The sequence below is a fragment of the Streptomyces sp. NPDC107654 genome (assembly GCF_055639035.1).
This window is the reverse complement of the sequence record NZ_JBVKBI010000006.1, coordinates 51,437-72,052: the sequence shown is the minus strand read 5'-3', so window position 1 is coordinate 72,052 and position 20,616 is coordinate 51,437. Positions and strand designations below refer to the sequence as shown.

The window sequence follows — 20,616 nt, the reverse complement described above, 5'->3', positions numbered from 1 at the left end:
GAACGAGCCGCCCCCTCCACAGAAAGGCAAGCTCAGTGGGACAGCCCAGCCATGCCCGCACCGATGCCGACTGGTGGCGCACGGCCGTCATCTACCAGGTGTACGTCCGCAGCTTCGCGGACGGCGACGGCGACGGCACCGGCGACCTCGCGGGCGTCCGCGCCCGGCTGCCGTACCTCGCCGAACTCAACGTGGACGCCCTGTGGTTCACGCCGTGGTACGTGTCCCCGCTGAAGGACGGCGGCTACGACGTCGCCGACTACCGGGCCGTCGACCCGGCCTTCGGCACCCTCGCCGAGGCGGAGAAACTCATCGCCGAGGCCGCCCAGCTGGGCATCCGCACCCTCGTCGACATCGTGCCCAACCACGTATCCGACCAGCACCCCTGGTTCCGGGCCGCACTGGCCGCCGGCCCCGGCAGCCCCGAGCGCGAGCTGTTCCACTTCCGCCGGGGACGCGGCCCGCACGGCGAACTACCGCCGAACGACTGGCCGTCCCAGTTCGCCGGCTCCACCGAACCGGTGTGGACCCGCCTGCCCGACGGCGACTGGTACCTGCACCTGTTCACCCCCGAGCAGCCCGACCTCAACTGGGCCCACCCCGCCGTCCGTCAGGAGCACGAGGACATCCTCCGGTTCTGGCTGGAGCGGGGCGTCGCCGGAGTCCGCATCGACTCGGCGGCCCTGCTCGCCAAGGACCCCGACCTCCCCGACCTCGCCGCACACCCGGAGCCGCACCCCTTCCTCGACCGCGACGAACTCCACGACATCTACCGCTCCTGGCGGCGGGTGGCCGACGAGTACGGCGCTGTCTTCGTCGGCGAGGTCTGGCTCCCCGACCCCGAACGCTTCGCCCGCTACCTGCGCCCCGACGAACTCCACACCGCCTTCAACTTCTCCTTCCTGTCCTGCCCCTGGGACGCCGGCCGGCTGCGCGCGGCCATCGACACCACCCTCGCCGAGCACGCTCCCGTCGGCGCCCCCGCCACCTGGGTGCTGTGCAACCACGACGTCACCCGCACCGTCACCCGGTACGGCCGCGAGGACACCGCCTTCGACTTCGCCACCAAGGCCTTCGGCACCCCGACGGACCTCACGCTCGGCACCCGGCGCGCCCGGGCCGCCGCCCTGCTGTCCCTCGCGCTGCCCGGCTCGGTCTACCTCTACCAGGGGGAGGAACTGGGCTTGCCGGAGGCCGACATCCCGGCCGACCGAGTCCAGGACCCGATGTACTTCCGCTCGGGCGGCACCGACCCGGGACGCGACGGCTGCCGGGTGCCGCTGCCCTGGGCCGCCGGCCTGCCGCACGCGGGCTTCGGCTCGCGGGAGGAGCCCTGGCTGCCGCAGCCGGACGGCTGGGCGTCGTACGCCGCCGACCGGCAGCAGAACGACCCCGGCTCCATGCTCTCCCTGTACCGCACGGCCATCGCCCTGCGCCCGCGGTTCGGCGACGGCCCGCTCACCTGGCTGCCCGCCCCCGACGGCGTGCTCGCCTTCTCCCGCGCGGACGGCGCGCTGTGCGTGGTCAACCTCGCGGACACACCGGCCGACCTCCCCGCCCACAGCCGTCTCCTGCTCAGCAGCGGCCCGCTGGACGCCGAGGGCCGGTTGCCGCGCGACACGGCGGCCTGGCTGCACGCCTGAACCGCCCCCGCACGCCCGCCCGCACCCGGCGCCATCCCCCGCACCCCCACCACGAAGGGATCAGCCCATGCACAGCAGCACCGCCAGACATGTCAGGCGCATGCCGGCCATCGGCGCGGTCGTCGCCCTGGCCGCCGGCATGCTCGTCACCCTCGCCCCGGCCGCCCACGCGGCGGCGGGCGCCACCCTGCCCTTCACCTCCGTGGAGGCCGAGGCGGCGGCCGGCAACGGCACGAGGATCGGCCCCGACTACACGCAGGGCAGCCTCGCCTCGGAGGCCTCCGGCCGGCAGGCCGTCCGGCTCTCGGCCGGGCAGCGCGTGGAGTTCACCGTGCCGCGCGCCGCCAACGCGCTGAACCTCGCCTACAGCGTCCCGGACGGCCAGTCCGGAACCCTGAACGTGTACGTCAACGGCACCAGGCTCGCCAGGACCCTGCCGGTGACCTCCAAGTACTCCTACATCGACACCGGCTGGATCACCGGTGCCAAGACGCACCACTTCTTCGACAACACGCGGCTGCTGCTCGGGCAGAACGTCCAGGCGGGCGACAAGGTGGCCGTCGAGGCGACCGGCGTCCAGGTCACCGTGGACGTCGCCGACTTCGAGCAGGCCGCCCCGGCCGCGACCCAGCCCGCCGGCTCGGTGTCCGTCGTCGCCAAGGGCGCAGACCCCAGCGGCACCGGCGACTCCACCCAGGCCTTCCGGGACGCCATCGCCGCCGCCCAGGGCGGCACCGTGTGGATCCCGCCGGGGGACTACCGCGTCACGTCCTCCCTCAACGGCGTGCAGAACGTCACCCTCCAGGGCGCCGGCGGCTGGTACTCGGTCGTGCACACCTCCCGCTTCATCGACCAGTCCGGCTCGGCGGGCAACGTCCACATCAAGGACTTCGCCGTCATCGGCGAGGTCACCGAACGCGTCGACTCCAGCCCCGACAACTTCGTCAACGGCTCCCTGGGCCCGAACTCGTCCGTCTCCGGCATGTGGATCCAGCACCTGAAGGTCGGCCTCTGGCTGACGGGCAACAACGACAACCTGGTGGTGGAGAACAACCGCATCCTCGACACCACCGCCGACGGCCTCAACCTCAACGGCACGGCCAAGGGCGTCCGTGTCCGCAACAACTTCCTGCGCAACCAGGGCGACGACTCCCTCGCCATGTGGTCGCTGTACGCCCCGGACACCGACTCCAGCTTCGAGAACAACACCATCTCGCAGCCCAACCTCGCCAACGGCATCGCGATCTACGGCGGCACCGACATCGCCGTACGCAACAACCTGGTCTCCGACACCAACGCCCTCGGCAGCGGCATCGCGATCTCCAACCAGAAGTTCATGGACCCCTTCCACCCGCTCGCCGGCACCATCACGGTCGACGGCAACACGCTGGTCCGCGCCGGCGCGATGAACCCCAACTGGAACCACCCGATGGGCGCCCTGCGCGTCGACTCCTACGACAGCGCCGTCAACGCCACCGTCGACATCACCAACACGACGATCACCGACAGCCCGTACAGCGCCTTCGAGTTCGTCTCCGGCGGCGGGCAGGGCTACCCGGTGAAGAACGTCAACGTCACCGGGGCGACCGTGAGGAACACCGGTACGGTCGTGGTCCAGGCCGAGGCACAGGGCGCGGCCACCTTCAGGAACGTCACCGCCACCCAGGTCGGCGCGGCCGGCGTCTACAACTGCCCCTACCCGGCGAACTCCGGCGCCTTCACCCTCACCGACGGCGGCGGCAACTCCGGCTGGTCCAGCACCTGGTCGGACTGCACGACCTGGCCGCGGCCCGGGCAGGGCAACCCCGAGCCCGACCCGAACCGCAACCTCGCCAAGGGCCGCCCGGCCACCGCGACCGGCTCCCAGGACGTCTACACACCGGGCAAGGCCGTCGACGGCGACGCGAACTCCTACTGGGAGTCCGCCAACAACGCCTTCCCGCAGTCCTGGACGGTCGACCTCGGCTCCTCCTACGCCGTGCGCCGCCTGGTGCTGAAACTGCCGCCGTCCGCCGCCTGGGGCGCCCGCACCCAGACCGTCACGGTACTCGGCAGCACCGACGGCTCCGGCTACTCGACCGTCGTAGGCGCCCAGGGCTACCGCTTCGACCCGGCCACCGGCAACACCGCGACGGTGTCCCTGCCCAACGGCACGAACCTGCGCTACCTACGGCTGAGCGTCAGCGCCAACACCGCCTGGCCGGCCGGGCAGTTCAGCGAGGTGGAGGCGTACCTGAGCTCCTGACCGCCACTACCGCGCCGCCGCGTCACCGGGTCAGGGGCACCCGGTGGCGCGGCACCACGCGTACCGCCGGGTTTCACATCGGCGCCACCAGACCCTTCCCTGACGTTTGCTGCTCTTGGAACACTCGCTCCGCGCAGATTCCGTCAGCTGACGGCATCCGCTACGTCAGGACGAGAGGACCCTCATGCCCGAAGTCAACCGGCGTCGCTTCCTGCAACTCGCCGGTGCCACCACGGCGTTCACGGCGCTGGCAGGCAGCATCCAGCGCGCGGCCGCCCTGCCCGCCCACTACCGCACCGGATCGGTGGACGATGTCGAGCACATCGTCGTCCTGATGCAGGAGAACCGCTCCTTCGACCACTACTTCGGCTCGCTCCGAGGGGTCCGCGGCTTCGGCGACCCCCGTCCGGTCACCCAGAACGGCAGGTCCGTCTGGAAGCAGTCCGACGGCACCAAGGACATCCTGCCGTTCCACCCCGACGCCGACGACCTGGGCCTGGCCTTCATCCAGGACCTGCCGCACGGCTGGAACGACGGTCACACCGCGTTCAACGGCGGCAGGTACGACAAGTGGGTGCCGGCGAAGTCCGCGACGACGATGGCGTACCTGACGCGCGGTGACATCCCCTTCCACTACGCCCTCGCGGACGCCTTCACCATCTGCGACGCCTACCACTGCTCGCTCATCGGCTCCACCGACCCCAACCGCTACTACATGTGGACGGGGTACACCGGCAACGACGGCACGGGCGGCGGTCCGGTCCTCGGCAACGACGAGAAGGGCTACGGCTGGACGACGTACCCCGAGCGCCTGGAGCAGGCCGGGGTCTCCTGGAAGATCTACCAGGACGTCGGTGACGGCCTCGACGCGAACGGCTCCTGGGGCTGGATCAGCGACGCCTACCGCGGCAACTACGGCGACAACTCTCTCCTGTACTTCAACCGGTACCGCAACGCGGGGCCCGGCGACCCGCTGTACGACAAGGCCCGCACCGGCACCGACGCACGCAAGGGCGAGGGCTTCTTCGACCAGCTGGCGGCTGACGTCCAGGCGGACCGGCTGCCCCAGGTCTCCTGGATCGTCGCCCCCGAGGCCTTCACCGAGCACCCCAACTGGCCGGCCAACTACGGCGCCTGGTACATCTCCCAGGTCCTGGACGCGCTGACCGCCAATCCCGACGTGTGGGCGAAGACCGCGCTGCTCATCACCTACGACGAGAACGACGGCTTCTTCGACCACGTCATCCCGCCCTACCCGCCGGCCTCCGCCGCCCAGGGCAGGTCGACCGTCGACGCCGCGCCCGACCTGTTCAAGGGCGACGCCGGCCATGTCGCCGGCCCCTACGGCCTCGGCCAGCGGGTGCCGATGCTGGTCGTCTCCCCCTGGAGCAAGGGCGGCTACGTCTGCTCCGAGACCCTCGTCCACACCTCGATCATCCGGTTCATCGAGCGACGTTTCGGTGTCCGGGAGCCGAACATCTCGCCCTGGCGGCGCGCCATATGCGGCGACCTGACCAGCGCCTTCGACTTCTCCCGCCAGGACACCGCACCGGCCCCGCTGCCCTCCACGGCCGGCTACCGGCCCAAGGACCACAACCGTCACCCGGACTACGTGCCCAAGCCGCCGGCCAACCCCTCCCTGCCCCGGCAGGAGCCCGGCAGCCGGCCCACGCGCCCGCTGAAGTACGCCCCGGTCGTGGACGGCTCGGCGGACACCGCGGCGGGCAAGTTCACGCTCACGTTCGCCTCGGGGGCGTACGCGGGCGCGGCCTTCCTCGTCACCTCCAACAGCCGTACCGACGGCCCCTGGACCTACACCACCGAGGCCGGCAAGACGCTCTCGGACACCTGGAACTCGGTCTACTCCGGCGGGAACTACGACCTCGCCGTGCACGGCCCCAACGGCTTCCTGCGCGTCTTCAAGGGCCGCAACAAGGTCGCGGGCCCCGAGGTCACCGCCCGGCACGCGGGCGGCGCCGTCGAGCTGACCTTCACCAACAAGGGCTCCGGAACGGTGCGGCTGAAGCTGGCCGACGGCTACGGCGCCGCTCCCGTCACGGTGACGGTGCGGCCCGGCGCGACCGTGAAGCAGAGCGTGAGCCTCACGGCGAGCAAGCGCTGGTACGACCTGAGCGTCACCTGCGACGCCGACCCGGCCTTCCTGCGCGGCTTCGCCGGGCACGTGGAGAACGGGCAGCCCGGCGTCAGCGATCCGGCGATCATCACGGGGTGAACGAGCGATGAGCGCCGCTCCGTGCGGACTGGTCAGGTACCGGTCATATCAGGGTAGTGTGCCCCGGTGACCACGCAATCGAACACACCTGCAGGCTGGTACCCGGACCCGCGCGGGGCGACGCAGACGCTCCGCTACTGGGACGGCTCGCAGTGGACAGAGCACACCAACCCCGCCCAGCAGCCCGCCGGGCAGGTTCCGCCGCAGCAGGCCCCCGGCCAGCCGGCCTTCCCGCAGCAGCAGGCCGGCGACGCCAAGGTGCAGCGCCAGGTGCAGAAGCAGGCCGGTGTCGCGGCCGGCGGCCCCGGCGGCGGCACCCTGTTCACCGAGCCCGTCCTGGTCGTGAACCAGAAGGCCAAGCTGATCGAGCTGACCAACGAGTACAAGGTCATGGATCAGAGCGGCCGGGAGATCGGCTCGGTCACCCAGGTGGGGCAGGGCGTTCTGCGCAAGATCCTGCGCTTCGTCTCCAGCCTGGACCAGTTCCTCACCCACAAGCTGGAGATCCGGGATGCCTACGGTCAGCCGCAGCTGCTGCTGACCCGCCCCGCGAAGATCTTCAAGTCACGGGTGATCGTGACGCGCCCGGACGGCTCGCCGGTCGGCGAGATCGTCCAGAAGAACATGATCGGCAAGATCAACTTCGCGATGACGGCGAACGGCCAGCAGGTCGGCGCCATCAAGGCGGAGAACTGGCGGGCCTGGAACTTCGCGATCGTCGACCACGCGGACAACGAGGTCGCCCGGATCACCAAGACCTGGGAAGGCCTCGCCAAGACGCTCTTCACGACCGCGGACAACTACGTCCTGCAGATCCACTACCAGCTGCCCGAGCCGCTGCTGAGCCTCGTGGTGGCCACCGCGCTCACCGTGGACACCGCCCTCAAGCAGGACGCCCGCGGCTGGGGCTGACCGGCACGGCGGTACGGCGACGGCGGCCGGTGCCCGCGGACGGCGTCCGCGCACCGGCCGCCGCCGTACGCGGTCACCGGGCGGCCCGGGTCACAGCGCCGTGAGATGCCCGGGCTGCTCCGGCTGCCGCGGCAGCAGCACCGGTTCCGCGGTCGCCGTGCCCGGCTCCAGGGCCAGCACGGCCGCCACCGGATGCTCCTCGTCCGCGTCCCGGCCACCGGCCCCGGGTGCCGCCCGGGTGAGCAGCACCACGCCCCAGGCGGCCAGCCCCGCGCCGGCCAGGGCCAGCAGCACCCCGCCCGCGCCGCCCTGCAGCCCCTGCCCCAGCAGGGTGAGGCCGATCACCGCGGCGGCCACCGGGTTGGCGAGCGTGACCACGGCCAGCGGCGCGCCGAGTCCCCCGCGGTAGGCGGTCTGGGACAGCAGCAGCCCGCCGACCGCGAACGCGGCGACGAGCACCGCGACCACGACCACCTCGGCGCTCAACGCCGGACCCGAGCGGTGCGTGGCCGCCACGGTCACCGTCTGGGTGAGCGCGGAGCCCACACCCGAGGCGAAACCGGACGCGGTCGCGTGCCGCAGGCCCGGCCGGGAGCCCGGCCAGGACAGCAGACCGATCGCCGCCGCGGTCGTCCCCGCGACCACCAGGGCCTCGGTCAACGACAGCACCCGCGCGGGCGCCGGACCGGAGGCGCCGACCAGGAGCGCGGTGAGCCCGAGCAGGGTCAGCGCCGTACCGCGCCACTCCACCGCGCTGACCCGCCGCCCGGCCGCCCGCGCCCCGAGCGGCACGGCCGCGACCAGGGTGAGCGCACCCAGTGGCTGCACGACGGTCAGCGGGCCGTACTTCAGGGCGACGACGTGCAGCAGCGCGGCGGCGGCGTTCAGCCCCACCGCCGACCACCAGGCGCCGGTGCCCAGCAGCCGCGGCAGACCGGTGCCGGCGCCGCGCGAGGCCAGGCGTTCCTGGGCGACGGCGGCGAGTGCGTAGGCGACGGCCGAGACCAGCGACAGGCCGAGGGCGGTCAGGGCGGCGGCGCTCATCGGCCCGCTCCCGCCAGGACGGGCTCGCGTGGGACGGGCCGGCCGGCGCCGTGCCCCGCGGTGCCGGCGGTGTGCCGTGGCGGCGGGACGACCGCGAGGGCCACGCCGAGCATGGCCGTGGCGGCGATCGCGTCGAGCCAGTAGTGGTTCGCCGTGCCCACGATCACCAGCAGGGTGACCAGCGGGTGCAGCAGCCACAGCCCGCGCCACCGGGACCGGGTGGCCGCGGTCAGGCCGATCGCCACCATCAGCGCCCAGCCGAAGTGCAGCGAGGGCATCGCCGCGAACTGGTTGGACAGGTGGTCGCTGGACGGCGGGCCGTACACGGACGGGCCGTACACCTGGGCGGTGTCCACCAGGCCCGTCCCCGTCAGCATGCGCGGCGGGGCCAGCGGGAAGGTGAACGGCAGCACCAGGGCGGCCGTGGTGACGGCCGCGAGGACCCGGCGGGCCCAGACGTAGTGCGCGGGCCGCCGCAGGTACAGCCAGACCAGGAAGGCGAGCGTGGCCGGGAAGTGGACGGTCGCGTAGTAGGCGTTGGCCAGGTGGACGAGGGTGTCGCCGCGCAGCAGTGCGGACTGCACGGCGGTCTCGTGGGGGAGGTCCACGGCCCGTTCCAGGTGCCAGACCCGGCGGGCGTTGCGGAAGGCGTCCGCGGTGTGGCCGGTGGCCAGCAGGCGGCCGAGTTTGTAGACCAGGAAGAGCCCGGCGACCAGCAGGAACTCACGTATCAGGGGCGGGCGTGCCGGGGTGTCCCGTTCCGCGTTCGCCCCCGCAGGCTCGGTTCGGGCATTCATCCCCCGGCCCCTTCGCTGACGGTGGTGCGTGGTGCGTGTGGTGGTGCGTGCGGGCCCCGGCGAGGCGCCGGAACTCATCGATACGTTGCCGTACCGATACGCCAGTGTACCGATACGGCGCAGTACCGGTACACTGGCGTATCGATTGATCTGGGACACACTGGAACCAGCACGCACCACGAGTGAGGGGAAACACCACATGACGTCGCAGGCCGCGGAGGGACCGGAGACGGTCGTCGCCTCGCGCCGCTCCAAGATCACGCCGGAGCGTGAGCGGGAGTTCTTCGACGCCGTGCTGGAACAGATCCGCGAGTGCGGATACGACTCCGTGACCATGGAGGGCGTCGCCGCGAGCACCCGGTGCAGCAAGTCCACCCTCTACCGGCAGTGGAAGACCAAGCCGCAGTTCGTCGCGGCCGCGCTGCGCGCCAACCGCCGGGTGCGGTTCGCCGGCATCGACACCGGATCGCTCGCCGAGGACCTGCGCCAGGCCGCGCGGGCCGCGGGCGACTGGTCCGGCAAGGACACCCGGCTGCTGCAGGCGCTCGGGCACGCGATGACGTCCGACCAGGAGCTGGCCAAGGCGTTGCGCGAGGCGCTGGTGGACCCGGAGATCGCCGCGCTGGAGGAGATGCTCGCCCGCGGGGTGGCCCGCGGCGAGGTCCGGGCGGGCCATCCGGCGCTGGAGTACATCCCGGCGATGATGTTCGGCGTCCTGCGCGTGCGGCCGGTGCTCAACGGCCAGTACGCCGACGCCGACTACCTGGTCCGGTTCGTGGAGTCCGCCGTGCTGCCCGCACTCGGACTGAGATGAGACCCAGGCCGCCGTTCACGGGATGACTGGACGGTGACCTGCCCGCGCCGCACCGTGGGGACGGGGGCGGCGCGCACCCCCGGCCGGGTGGGGTTCCTCTTGAGCGGAGGGGAGTCCCACCCGGCCGATCCGTGTTCCCGGAGGTCCTCAGACGTCCTGGCCGTTCCCGCCGCCGGACGAGACCTTGATCCCCTTCAGGACCTCGTCGACGACCGACAGCTTCTGTCCGACGTCGATGCCGAAGCGGACGACGACCATCTGCCGGGCCCGGTTCGGGGAGGGGAAGGCGACCGACTCGACGTAGCCGTCGGCGCCCTTGCCGGTGACCGCCTTCCAGCGCACCAGGTAGCCCTTCTGCCCGGCCACCGTCACCGCCTCGGAGGCCAGCACCTCGTGCGAGGTGATGCGGCCGTAGGTGGTGCCGCCGTACGACTGCTCGGCGTTGGCCGCGATGTCCGCCTTCGCGACCTCCTCGGCCGTGTCGCCCTTGGTGCCCAGCTCCGTCGCCGGTGCCGTGTAGGCGCCGCCCGGGGTGCACGTCTGGGACGGGTCGCCCGGGCACGTGTAGGAGTCGTCGGAGGTGATCCCCGCGCCGAAGCCGATGGCCTGCCCGGTCCACCCCTGCGGCACCGGCACGCTGATCCCGTTGACCGCGTCCGTCACCGAGCCGCCGCCCTTGACCTTCGGCGCCTCGGACTGCCCGGGCGACGGCGTGGCCCCACCGGACCCCCCGGAACCACCCGACCCGCCCGAACCACCGGAACCTCCCGGGCCCCCGGACCCGCCGGACCCCCCGGGCCCGTCGAACGGCCCGCCCCGGCCGCCGTCCTGCCCGCCGCCCGGCCCCTGCGAGGAACCCGCGCGGTCGTCGCCGCCGTCGTCCTTGGCGAGGGCGTACACGCCGACCCCGACGCACAGCAGGACCGCGGCCGCCACCGCGACGGCTATGCCGTTGCGCACCCCCCGCCGTCCCGGAGCCGGCGGCACGCCGTGATACCCCGGCTCGCCGGGCTGCCCCGGCTGGCCCGGATACGCGGGATACGCCTGGTACGCGCCGAATCCCGCCGGAGCCGAGGGCGTCGCCCCGGCCGGGGGACCCCACGCGGCGGCGGTGCCGGCGGGGCGGGTCCGGTCGGTCCAGGCCGTGCCGTCCCACCAGCGCTCGGTGGGCGGACCGTCGTTCGTCTGCCCGGGGTCGGGGTACCACCCGGGGGGAGTCGCCTGCGTCATGCCCCCCACCGTATGAGGTGACGGTGAAAGAGGGATGAGAGGACCCCGTTGACCTTCCCCCCGCTGGTCGCGCGGACGTACGCGTCGCCTGCCCGCACCCCGTTTCACCCGGGCGGGCAACAGCTGCCGCGACCGGCCACCCAAGGTCCCGCCCGACGGCTACGCTCGGGACCTGTACGTCGTTCGGGCGACCTGGGGAGGTAACGGGATGACGGAGGGACGGCCGCCGGCGGCCGGCTCGGCTCCCCTGTGGGAGCGGGACGCCGAGATCGCCACCGTCGCGCGGGCACTCGACGCGCTCTGCGCGGACCAGTCGTCCGCGGGCAGCCTGCTGGTCCTGTGCGGCGAGGCCGGACTCGGCAAGACCGCGCTGCTCGCCGAGACCCGCCGCATCGCCGAACGCCGCGGCTGCACCGTCTGGTCCGCCCGCGGCGCCGAGACCCTGAAGTCGGTCCCGTTCCACGTCGTACGACAACTGCTCCAGCCCGCGCTGCTGTCCTTACTCCCGGAGGAGGCCCGCGAGTACCTCGGCGACTGGTACGACATCGCCGGCCCCGCCCTCGGCATAGCGGATCCGCAAGGGGACAAGGCGGACCCGCAGTACGTCTGCGACGGACTCGTCGCCGCGGTGCGCCGGCTCTCCCGCCGCCAGTGGCCGCTGGTGCTGCTCCTGGACGACGCGCACTGGGCCGACCAGGAGACCCTGCGCTGGCTCGCCGCGTTCGCCGAACGGCTGGACGACCTCTCCGTCCTCGTCGTGGTCGCCCGCCGTCCCGGCGAGACCGGCGGCGAGAGCGCCCGCCTGCTCGACACGGTCGCCGGCGCCGGCCACCCCGCCCACACCCTCAGCGCCCTCACCCCCGACGCCACGGCCGGCCTCACCCGCGCCACCCTCGGCCGGCACGCCGACGACCCGTTCTGCCGCGAGGTCTGGGCCGTCACCGGCGGCAACCCCTACGACACCGTCGAACTCCTCGCCAAGGTGCAGGACAGCGAACTCCAGCCGGTCGAGGCGCGGGCCGGCGAACTGCGCGCGCTCAACCGCGCGGCCCGCGGCGGCGGACTGGTCGACCGGCTCAAGGGACTCGGCCTGGAGGCCACCCGGTTCGCCTGGGCCGCCGCCATCCTCGGCACCGGCATCACCGTCGACATGGTCGCCCGCCTCGCCACCATGGACGGCGAACTCGCCCGCGGCTGTGCCGACCTGCTGTGCACCGCCCGCATCCTCACCGAACCCGCACCGGCCCCCGGCAGCGAACGGGAGGCCGGCGAGCTGGAGTTCGTCCACCCGCTCATCGCCACGGCCGTCTACAACTCCATCCCTCCCGGCGTGTGCACCGCCATGCACGGCGTCGCCGCGCAGATCATCACCGAGCTGGGCCGCGGCGCCGCCGAGGCCGCCCGGCACCTGCTGAAGGTGCACCCGGACGACGACGAGGAACTGGTCGAGCAGCTGCGCGACGCCGCCCGCGAGCACCTCGCCGTCGGCGCGCCCGACGCGGCCCGCCGCTGCCTGGAACGCGCCCTGAAGGAGCCGCCCCGCCCGGAGGTGCACGCGCGCGTCCTGTACGAACTGGGCTGCGCCACCCTCCTGACCAACCCCGCGGTCACCACCGAGCACCTGCAGAGCGCCCTCGCCGTGCCCGGCCTCGACGGGGACGACCGGGTCGACGCCGTCGTCCGCCTCTCCCAGGCCCTGCTCCACAACGACCAGCTGGAGGAGGCCGTCCGCACGGTCGAGGCCGAGGCCGCCCGGCACGAGGCGGGTTCCGTCCGGATGCGGCTCCAGGCCTTCCAGTTCATGTGGGAGGGCATCCACGGCGAGACCGTCGCCCCGGCCCGCTCCCGCCGCCTCGCCGAACTGGCGGACACCTGCACCGGCCGCGACAACGCCGAACGCGCCCTGCTGATCCTGCGCGGCTTCGACGCGATGACCCACGGCGAGAGCGCCGACGAAGTCCTCGAACTGTGCGACCGCGCCCTCGTCAACGGCCGCCTCGCGCCCGGCCTCGGCTGGACCGACCCCGAGTGGGGCATGGAACTGCTGATGATGCTCGGCAGCGCGTACGCCTACGCCGACCGGCTCGACCGCGCCGAGAGCCTGTTCGCCGAGGCCCGGCGCGTCTACACCGCGGCCGGCTGGCGCGGCGGCCACCTCTCCCTGGCCAACGCCTTCCTGGGGCTCGCCTACCGCCGCCAGGGCCGGCTGCGCGACGCCGAGTCCACCCTGCGCGAGGCCCTCGTCCTCGCCGAACGCGTCGGTCGCCGCCTGCCGCTGTACTGGTCGGCCAGCTGCGGACTGGTCGACACCCTGCTGGCCCGGGGCCGGGTCGAGGAGGCCTGGACGGTCGCCGAACAGTACGGTTTCGCACCGCCGTACCCGTCGACCATCGTGCTGCCCGACATCCGCTCCGTGCGCGGGCGGCTGCTGCTCGCCGTCGGCCGCACCGAGGAGGGCATCAACGAACTGGAGGCCGCCGAGAAGACCGCCGCCTCCCGCGGCGGCCACAACCCGGTCCTCGCACCCTGGTCCATCGACCTCGCCAAGGCGCTCGCCGGCCAGGACCCGGAGCGGTCGGCCCAGCTCGCGGCCGACGCCCGCCGGCAGGCCGAGCGGTTCGGCACGGACACCGCCATCGGCGAGGCCCTGCGCTGCGCAGCCGCCCTGGCGACGGGCCAGCGGGCGGTGCAGCTAGCCGCCCGCGCCGTCACCTACCTGGAGGCCTCGCCCTGCCAGTACGAGCACGCGGCGGCCCGCGTCGAGTACGGCATCGCCGCCCGCTCGGTCACCGAACTGGGCCGGGGCATGGACCTCGCCAAGGCCTGCGGCGCGGAGGCCCTGGTGGCCCAGGCGCGGGAGGTGCTGGAGACGGGGCGCGGCCTGCACTGAGCGGGTGTCAGCCGGTGATCACACCAGCGGGCAGGCCGCCGGCCCAGGCACGCCCGGGTGTCCCGCGCGTGCCGCCGCCGAGGATACGACGAGCGGGATCACACCCGATCCGGCCGCTGTTCGGCGAGCACCCGCCGGGCCGTCGCGAACGCCGCGTCGCCGGCCGGGACCCCGCAGTACACGGCGGTCCGCGGCAGCACCGCGCCCACCTCCTCCGGTGTCAGCATGTTGCGCAGGGCCGCACGGACGTGCAGCGCCAGCTCCTCGTGGAGCCCGTGGGCGACCAGCGCGGTCGGTGCGACCATGCTGCGTTCGCGGCGGGTTGCCGCTCCGCCTCACCGACGACGGACCGCGCACCCACCGCAAGCCAATTGTGCGCACCGCCCGGATGAACCAGTGGTTCCTTGCCCCGCTCTCCGCCGAGGAAGGTGCGGGACCCCGTCGTCGCCCTCCCCACCGTGCCCGGTGCGGCCCGCCGTGAGGACGGCCGTCAGCGCGACGGCCGGAGGCGCCGCCGGTGCGGCGCGCCGTACGCGCCCTGTGGCTCCTGCCGCCCACCGTCGCCCCCGTCCCCGTGGTCCGATCGTGCGCGCTCCGGGGCGCTCCGGGGTGCTCCGGCCATGGGTTCGACGGTGGTGCGCGCGGGTACCCGGCCGCCACCGCACACGGCACACAGTCCGCAGCCGTACGCGTGACCAAGGGAGTGCGACCCATGAAGGCAGTCACCTGGCAGGGCAAGCGGGACGTCCGGGTCGAGGACGTGCCCGACCCCCGGATCGAGGAACCCACGGACGCCGTCATCCGCGTCACATCCACCGGGTTGTGCGGCTCCGACCTGCACCTGTACGAGGTGCTCACCCCGTTCATGACCCCGGGCGACATCCTCGGCCACGAACCCATGGGCATCGTGGAGGAGGTCGGCTCCGAGGTACCGGACCTGCGCCCCGGCGACCGTGTGGTGGTGCCCTTCCAGATCGCCTGCGGGCACTGCTTCATGTGCGACACCGGGCTGCCCACCCAGTGCGAGACCACGCAGGTCACCAGCGAGGGCATGGGCGCCCCCCTGTTCGGCTACACCCGCCTGTACGGTGCCGTCCCCGGCGGGCAGGCCGAGTACCTGCGCGTCCCGCAGGCGCAGTTCGGGCCCATCAAGGTGCCGGAGGGGCCGCCGGACGACCGGTTCGTCTACCTCTCCGACGTGCTGCCCACCGCCTGGCAGGCCGTCGAGTACGCCGCCGTCCCGCCCGGCGGGACCCTCGCGGTCCTCGGCCTCGGCCCGATCGGCGACATGGCCTGCCGGATCGCCATGGCCCGCGGCGCGGAACGCGTCTTCGGCGTCGACCTGGTGCCCGAGCGGCTCGCCCGGGCGCAGCGGCGCGGGGTGGAGACGTACGACCTGCGGGCCTTCGACGACGAGAAGGCGCTGGTCCACGCGATCCAGGACGTCACCGGCGGCCGGGGCCCGGACGCCGTGATCGACGCCGTCGGCACCGAGGCGCACGGGAGCCACGCCGCCAAACTCGCCCAGACGGCCACCGCGCTCATGCCGCGCAAGATCAGCGGTCCCCTCGCCGAACGCTTCAGCATCGACCGGCTCGGCGCCCTGTACATGGCCATCGACCTGGTCCGCCGCGGCGGCACCCTCTCGCTCAGCGGCGTCTACGGCGGCATGGCCGACCCGATGCCGATGCTCACCCTCTTCGACAAGCAGATCCAGCTCCGCATGGGGCAGGCCAACGTCCGCACCTGGACCGACCGGATCATGCCGTACCTGACGGAGGAGGACCCGCTCGGCGTCGAGGACTTCGCCACGCACCGGCTGCCGCTGTCGGAGGCGCCGCACGCGTACGACATGTTCCAGCGCAAGCAGGACGGCGCCGTCAAGATCCTCATGCAGCCGTGAGCGTCGGCCTCGTGCAGTCGTGAGCGTCAGCCTCGTTGCAGTCGTGAGCGTGCGGCCGTGAGTGCGAGCCCGTGCGGCCGCGCGCCGCGTACTGCCGAGCCGCGTACTGCCGAGCCTCGTGCTGCCTGAGTCCGGCCGTCAGCCCCGGTGCTTCTCGCCGAGGATCTCCGCCAGGTCGTAGCGCACAGGCTCCTCCAGCTGGCCGTAGGTGCAGCTGTCCGCCGTACGGTCCGGGCGCCAGCGGCGGAAGCGGGCCGTGTGCCGGAAGCGCTGCCCGTTCTCCATGTGGTCGTAGGCCACTTCGGCGACCCGCTCCGGCCGCAGCGGCACCCAGGACAGGTCCTTCTTGCCGGACCAGCGGCTCGGCGCGCCCGGCAGCCGGGCCGTCTCGTGCGCGGCCTCGTCCGTCCAGGCGGCCCACGGGTGCCCGGACACGTCGTCCATGCGCAGCGGCTCCAGCTCCTCGACCAGCTCGGCGCGCTTCTTCATGGCGAACGCGGCCGACACGCCCACGTGCTGGAGCCGGCCGTGCTCGTCGTACAGTCCCAGCAGCAGCGAGCCCACCACCGGGCCGCTCTTGTGGAAGCGGTACCCGGCGACGACGACGTCCGCCGTCCGCTCGTGCTTGATCTTGAACATGGCCCGCTCGTCCTGGAGGTAGGGCAGAGTGAGCGGCTTGGCGACGACCCCGTCGAGGCCGGCGCCCTCGAACTGCTCGAACCAGTTCCGGGCCACCTCGATGTCGGTCGTGGAGGGCGCCAGGTGCACCGGCGGACCGGCCGCGGCGAGGGCCCGGTCCAGCAGGGCGCGGCGGTCGGTGAGCGGGACGTCGAGCAGGGGGTGGTCGTCCAGGGCCAGCAGGTCGAAGGCGACGAACGAGGCCGGGGTCGTCTCCGCCAGCATCCGCACCCGGGAGGCCGCCGGGTGGATCCGCTCGGTCAGCGCGTCGAAGTCCAGCCGGCCGTTCCGAGCGATGACGATCTCCCCGTCCAGCACGCACCGCTCGGGAACCCGCTCCCTCAGCGCCTCGACCAGCTCCGGAAAATACCTGGTCAGCGGCTTTCCAGTCCGGCTGCCCAGCTCGACCTCGGCGCCGTCCCGGAACACGATCGACCGGAAGCCGTCCCACTTCGCCTCGTAGTGCATCCCCGGCGGGATCCTCGCCACCGACTTGGCGAGCATCGGCTTCACGGGCGGCATGACGGGAAGATCCATGCATCCGATTCTGCGCGCATACATCGGATTCCGCTCACATACGACCGGCTTCGCCCGGTATGCGCGCCGTGCGGGGTGCGCCTACCGTGGCCGCATGGGCGATGCGGTGGAACTGGAGGTGGGCGGCCGGACCGTACGGCTGTCCAGCCCCGACAAGGTGTTCTTCCCGGAGCGCGGCTTCACCAAGCTGGACCTCGCCCGTTACTACACCGCCGTCGGCCCCGGTATCCTGCGCGCCCTGCGCCACCGCCCCACCACCCTGGAGCGCTACCCGGACGGCGTCGGCGGTGAGTGGTTCTATCAGAAGCGGGCACCGAAGGGCATGCCCGACTGGATCCCGACCGCCCACATCACCTTCCCCAGCGGGCGCAGCGCCGACGAGATGTGCCCCACCGAGGAGGCCGCCGTCGTGTGGGCCGCCCAGTACGGCACCCTCACCTTCCACCCCTGGCCGGTGCGGGCCACCGACGTCGACCACCCCGACGAACTCCGCATCGACCTCGACCCGCAGCCCGGCACCGACTACGCCGACGCGGCCCGCGCCGCCCACGAACTGCGCGCAGTGCTGGAGGAGTTCGGCGGGCTGCGTGGCTGGCCGAAGACCTCCGGCGGGCGGGGCCTGCACGTCTTCGTGCCCATCGAACCGCGCTGGACGTTCACCCAGGTGCGCCGCGCGGCGATCGCGGTCGGCCGGGAGATGGAACGCCGGATGCCCGAGCAGGTGACCATCAAGTGGTGGAAGGAGGAACGCGGGCGCCGCATCTTCCTCGACTACAACCAGACGGCCCGGGACCGCACCATCGCGTCCGCCTACTCCGTACGCCCCCGTCCGTACGCCCCCGTCTCGGCACCCCTGCGCTGGGAGGAGGTCGGCGTGGCCGAGCCCCGCGACTTCGACCTCCTCACGATGCCGGCCCGGTTCGCCGAACTCGGCGACGTGCACGCCGACATGGACGAGCACGCCTACTCCCTGGAAGCGCTGCTGGACCTGGCCCGCCGGGACGAACACGACCACGGCCTCGGCGATCTGCCCTACCCGCCGGAGTACCCGAAGATGCCCGGCGAACCGAAACGCGTCCAGCCGAGCCGGGCCCGGCGCGAGTCCTCGTCATGAGACCCCGGCGCGTGTGCGCGATCATGACGGGGTGCCCCCTGTCCTGACCCGAAGCGATCTCCGGGCGAACTCGTCCCCCGAACGGGCGCGTTGGCGGCACCCGGGCCGGTCCGGACCGCCGCCGACATCACCCTCACCGACGTCCTGCGCGGCCCACGCCCCGGCCACACCCCGGTCGGGCCCCGGCAGGCCCTCGCCCGGGCAGCACACCGTCTACGCCCCGGCCGGACCGCCCTGACAGGACCCGGCCGCCGCCCGCTACGCGTCCCGGCAGGCGGAGCACCGGGGCGTCGGGACGGCGGGCGGCCTGCCGGGCCGAGCCGTACGGTTCCGGTCCGCTCCGGCACCGGCCGGACGGGCGCCGCGCGGCTATCCTGATCGCCAGCCGCCGAGGAGGAGTCCCCAAAGTGACCGAGGCAGTCTCGCGCCCCACGCTGGAGGCCGTGGCCGCACGGGCCGGCGTGTCCCGGGCCACCGTGTCCCGGGTGGTCAACGGTGGTGACGGAGTCCGCGAACCACTGGCCGAGCGGGTCCGGCGGGCCGTGGAGGAACTGGGCTACGTCCCCAACCAGGCGGCGCGCAGCCTCGTCACCCGGCGGCACGACGCCGTCGCGGTCGTCATCGCCGAGCCCGAGACCAAGGTCTTCGCCGACCCCTTCTTCGCTCTCCAGCTGCGCGGCATCAGCAAGGAGCTGACCGCGCACGACAACCAGCTCGTGCTGCTGCTCACCGAGGGCCGCGCCGACCACGCGCGCGTCGCCCGGTATCTCGCCGGCGGCCATGTCGACGGCGCCCTCGTCTTCTCCCTCCATCTGGACGACCCGCTGCCCGGCCTCATCCACGACGCCGGCGTGCCCACCGTGTTCGGCGGACGCCCCGGCTGGGGCGAGGACAGCCCGGCGGCGGGTCCGGGCGTGGCGTACGTCGACTGCGACAACCGGGGCGGGGCCCGCGCGGCCGTACGGCACCTGCTGGACCTCGGTCGCCGGCGTGTCGCGCACATCACCGGTCCGCTGGACCAGACGTCTGCGGCCGACCGGCTCGACGGCTACCGGGACGTCATGGCCGACGTGCCGGGCGGGAGCGATCCCCGGCTGGTCGTGGAGAGCGACTTCACCCCGGCCGGCGGCGAACGCGCCATGCGGGAACTCCTCGACCGCTGCCCGGACGTCGACGGCATTTTCGCCGCCAACGACCTCACCGCCCTCGGTGCCCTGCGCGTGCTGCGCGAGAGCGGCCGACGCGTGCCGGAGGACGTCGCCGTGGTCGGCTTCGACGACATGGTGCCGGTCACCGAACAGACCGAGCCCCCGCTGACCACGGTCCGCCAGGAGATCGAGGAGATGGGCCGGCTGATGGCCCGCCTGCTCCTCCAGGGCCTGTCCGACGACCGCCACCGACCACCCGCGATCCCCGGAGCGCCCGTGGTTCCCGGAACCCCGGGCACGACGGTCACGGCGGGCACGGCGATGATCCTGCCGACGACCCTGATACGCCGCGCCTCCGCATGACCGCCGCCGTGCACTCCGCGCGGCTCGGCCCCGCGCTCCTCAGCGGTTCGACCGCCCGCGTTCCACGCCGGCTCGGCCTCCGCGTCCCGTCCGGCCGACCGCCACGACCCGCGGGCGGCCCTGCTCCGATGTTCCGCTGCGACTCGGGCCTCGCGCTTCCCGTCAGCCGAGCCCCCGCGTTCCGCGCCCGCTCAGCCCTGAGCCTCGCCGCGGCCCGGCCCGGCCCCCGCGCCGGCGCGCCCCCGCGCTCCCCGGCGCCGCTCAGCCCTGTGCCGGCTCGCTTCTGATCACCGCGAAGCGGACCCCGTACGGATCGGCGAGTTTGGCCATGCGGCCCACGCCCTCCAGGGTCGTCGCGGGCATCCGCACCGTCCCGCCGAGCCGCTCCGCCTGTGCCACCGTGGCGTCGGCGTCCACCACCTCGAAGTACGGCAGCCAGTACGGACCGGGCTCCACCTCGTCGGGCGCGTCGGCCAGCGGCACCATCCCGCCGAACATCGCCTCCTCCCCGGCACCGTCGGGATTGACGCAGGTGTACGTCCCGCCCGGGAACGGCACCCCGGAGGTCTCCAGGCCGAGCACCCGGCGGTAGAACGCGGCGGCCGCAGCGATGTCCGGCGTGTACAGCTCGACCCAGCACAGTGAACCCGGCTCGCCCGCCGCGTCCACGCCCCTGGTCCGCCCCGGCTGCCAGATCCCGAACCGCACGCCCGCCTGGTCGGCGAGGACCGCCATGCGGCCCTGCCCCATCACGTCCGTCGGCGGGAACAGCACTCTGCCGTGCGCCCCTTCGGCCGCCTTGGCGGTGGCCTGGGCGTCCTCGCTCTGGAAGTACACCGTCCAGGCCGGCGCTCCCTGCCCGGGGCCGGTCCGCGCACCGCCCGCCACGGTCCTGCCGTCCAGCTGGAAGAAGCCGTAACCGCCGGCGTCCGGTCCCGCCGACTCGAACCGCCAGCCGAACAGGGTGCCGTAGAAGGACGCGGCGCCGTCGATGTCGGGGCTGGCGACGTCGATCCAGTTGGGCGCGCCGTTGACGAAACGGGTGGTGAGCATCTCGGCCCTCCT

Annotated in this window: 14 protein-coding genes and 1 pseudogene; 9 read left to right on the top strand and 6 right to left on the bottom strand. The window is 73.3% G+C overall.

Annotated elements, in window-relative coordinates:
• The first annotated feature begins 35 nt into the window (after positions 1-35).
• The 4 genes from ACZ7N4_RS12945 to ACZ7N4_RS12930 all read left to right on the top strand — a co-directional run bounded on the left by ACZ7N4_RS12945 (position 36) and on the right by ACZ7N4_RS12930 (position 7,033).
• A complete protein-coding gene (locus tag ACZ7N4_RS12945) occupies positions 36-1,643 on the top strand; it encodes a glycoside hydrolase family 13 protein (protein ID WP_471357302.1) in 1,608 nt (535 codons plus the stop codon).
• Between the two features lie 67 nt (positions 1,644-1,710).
• Positions 1,711-3,888 (top strand): galactose-binding domain-containing protein, encoded by a 2,178-nt coding sequence (locus ACZ7N4_RS12940; protein WP_471357298.1) that lies wholly within the window; start codon positions 1,711-1,713, stop codon positions 3,886-3,888.
• Between the two features lie 184 nt (positions 3,889-4,072).
• A complete protein-coding gene (locus ACZ7N4_RS12935) occupies positions 4,073-6,121 on the top strand; it encodes a phosphocholine-specific phospholipase C (RefSeq protein WP_471357296.1) in 2,049 nt (682 codons plus the stop codon).
• Positions 6,122-6,187: 66 nt separating this feature from the next.
• Positions 6,188-7,033, top strand: coding sequence for an LURP-one-related family protein (locus ACZ7N4_RS12930; protein ID WP_471357293.1), 846 nt, complete (start codon positions 6,188-6,190; stop codon positions 7,031-7,033).
• Between the two features lie 90 nt (positions 7,034-7,123).
• Here the strand turns inward: ACZ7N4_RS12930 and ACZ7N4_RS12925 are convergent, their stop codons facing one another.
• Both ACZ7N4_RS12925 and ACZ7N4_RS12920 read right to left on the bottom strand, forming a co-directional pair.
• Positions 7,124-8,077 (bottom strand): hypothetical protein, encoded by a 954-nt coding sequence (locus ACZ7N4_RS12925; protein ID WP_471357290.1) that lies wholly within the window; start codon positions 8,075-8,077, stop codon positions 7,124-7,126.
• Positions 8,074-8,874: a phosphatase PAP2 family protein gene (locus ACZ7N4_RS12920; RefSeq protein ID WP_471357288.1), complete on the bottom strand. Its 801-nt coding sequence runs from the start codon at positions 8,872-8,874 to the stop codon at positions 8,074-8,076. Before ACZ7N4_RS12920 ends, ACZ7N4_RS12925 begins: the two co-directional genes overlap by 4 nt.
• Positions 8,875-9,073: 199 nt before the next feature.
• On the opposite strand from ACZ7N4_RS12920, the gene ACZ7N4_RS12915 reads away from it, so the two are divergent.
• Positions 9,074-9,688 carry a TetR/AcrR family transcriptional regulator gene (locus ACZ7N4_RS12915; protein ID WP_471357285.1) on the top strand — a complete coding sequence of 205 codons (615 nt, stop codon included), beginning with the start codon at positions 9,074-9,076 and terminating at the stop codon, positions 9,686-9,688.
• 147 nt (positions 9,689-9,835) lie between these two features.
• On the opposite strand, the gene ACZ7N4_RS12910 is transcribed toward ACZ7N4_RS12915, so the two are convergent.
• Positions 9,836-10,918, bottom strand: a complete 1,083-nt coding sequence (locus ACZ7N4_RS12910; RefSeq protein ID WP_471357282.1) for a DUF2510 domain-containing protein — start codon at positions 10,916-10,918, stop codon at positions 9,836-9,838.
• A gap of 208 nt (positions 10,919-11,126) precedes the next feature.
• On the opposite strand from ACZ7N4_RS12910, the gene ACZ7N4_RS12905 reads away from it, so the two are divergent.
• Complete coding sequence (locus ACZ7N4_RS12905; RefSeq protein WP_471357280.1) at positions 11,127-13,808, top strand: ATP-binding protein; 2,682 nt, start codon at positions 11,127-11,129, stop codon at positions 13,806-13,808.
• A 98-nt stretch (positions 13,809-13,906) separates the two neighbouring features.
• Here the strand turns inward: ACZ7N4_RS12905 and ACZ7N4_RS12900 are convergent.
• Positions 13,907-14,131, bottom strand: a pseudogene (locus tag ACZ7N4_RS12900) (carboxymuconolactone decarboxylase family protein); the annotation flags it as partial.
• Between the two features lie 389 nt (positions 14,132-14,520).
• On the opposite strand from ACZ7N4_RS12900, the gene ACZ7N4_RS12895 reads away from it, so the two are divergent.
• Positions 14,521-15,711: a zinc-dependent alcohol dehydrogenase gene (locus tag ACZ7N4_RS12895; protein WP_471357277.1), complete on the top strand. Its 1,191-nt coding sequence runs from the start codon at positions 14,521-14,523 to the stop codon at positions 15,709-15,711.
• Between the two features lie 138 nt (positions 15,712-15,849).
• On the opposite strand, the gene ACZ7N4_RS12890 is transcribed toward ACZ7N4_RS12895, so the two are convergent.
• The gene (locus tag ACZ7N4_RS12890; protein WP_471357274.1) at positions 15,850-16,926 is read right to left on the bottom strand and encodes an ATP-dependent DNA ligase; all 1,077 of its coding nucleotides are present in this window, start codon (positions 16,924-16,926) and stop codon (positions 15,850-15,852) included.
• Between the two features lie 94 nt (positions 16,927-17,020).
• On the opposite strand from ACZ7N4_RS12890, the gene ligD reads away from it, so the two are divergent.
• The gene (ligD, locus tag ACZ7N4_RS12885; protein ID WP_471357272.1) at positions 17,021-18,040 is read left to right on the top strand and encodes a non-homologous end-joining DNA ligase; all 1,020 of its coding nucleotides are present in this window, start codon (positions 17,021-17,023) and stop codon (positions 18,038-18,040) included.
• Positions 18,041-18,447: 407 nt separating this feature from the next.
• Positions 18,448-19,551: a LacI family DNA-binding transcriptional regulator gene (locus ACZ7N4_RS12880; RefSeq protein WP_471357270.1), complete on the top strand. Its 1,104-nt coding sequence runs from the start codon at positions 18,448-18,450 to the stop codon at positions 19,549-19,551.
• 261 nt (positions 19,552-19,812) lie between these two features.
• Here the strand turns inward: ACZ7N4_RS12880 and ACZ7N4_RS12875 are convergent, their stop codons facing one another.
• Positions 19,813-20,604 (bottom strand): VOC family protein, encoded by a 792-nt coding sequence (locus tag ACZ7N4_RS12875; protein WP_471357268.1) that lies wholly within the window; start codon positions 20,602-20,604, stop codon positions 19,813-19,815.
• Positions 20,605-20,616 lie beyond the last annotated feature (12 nt).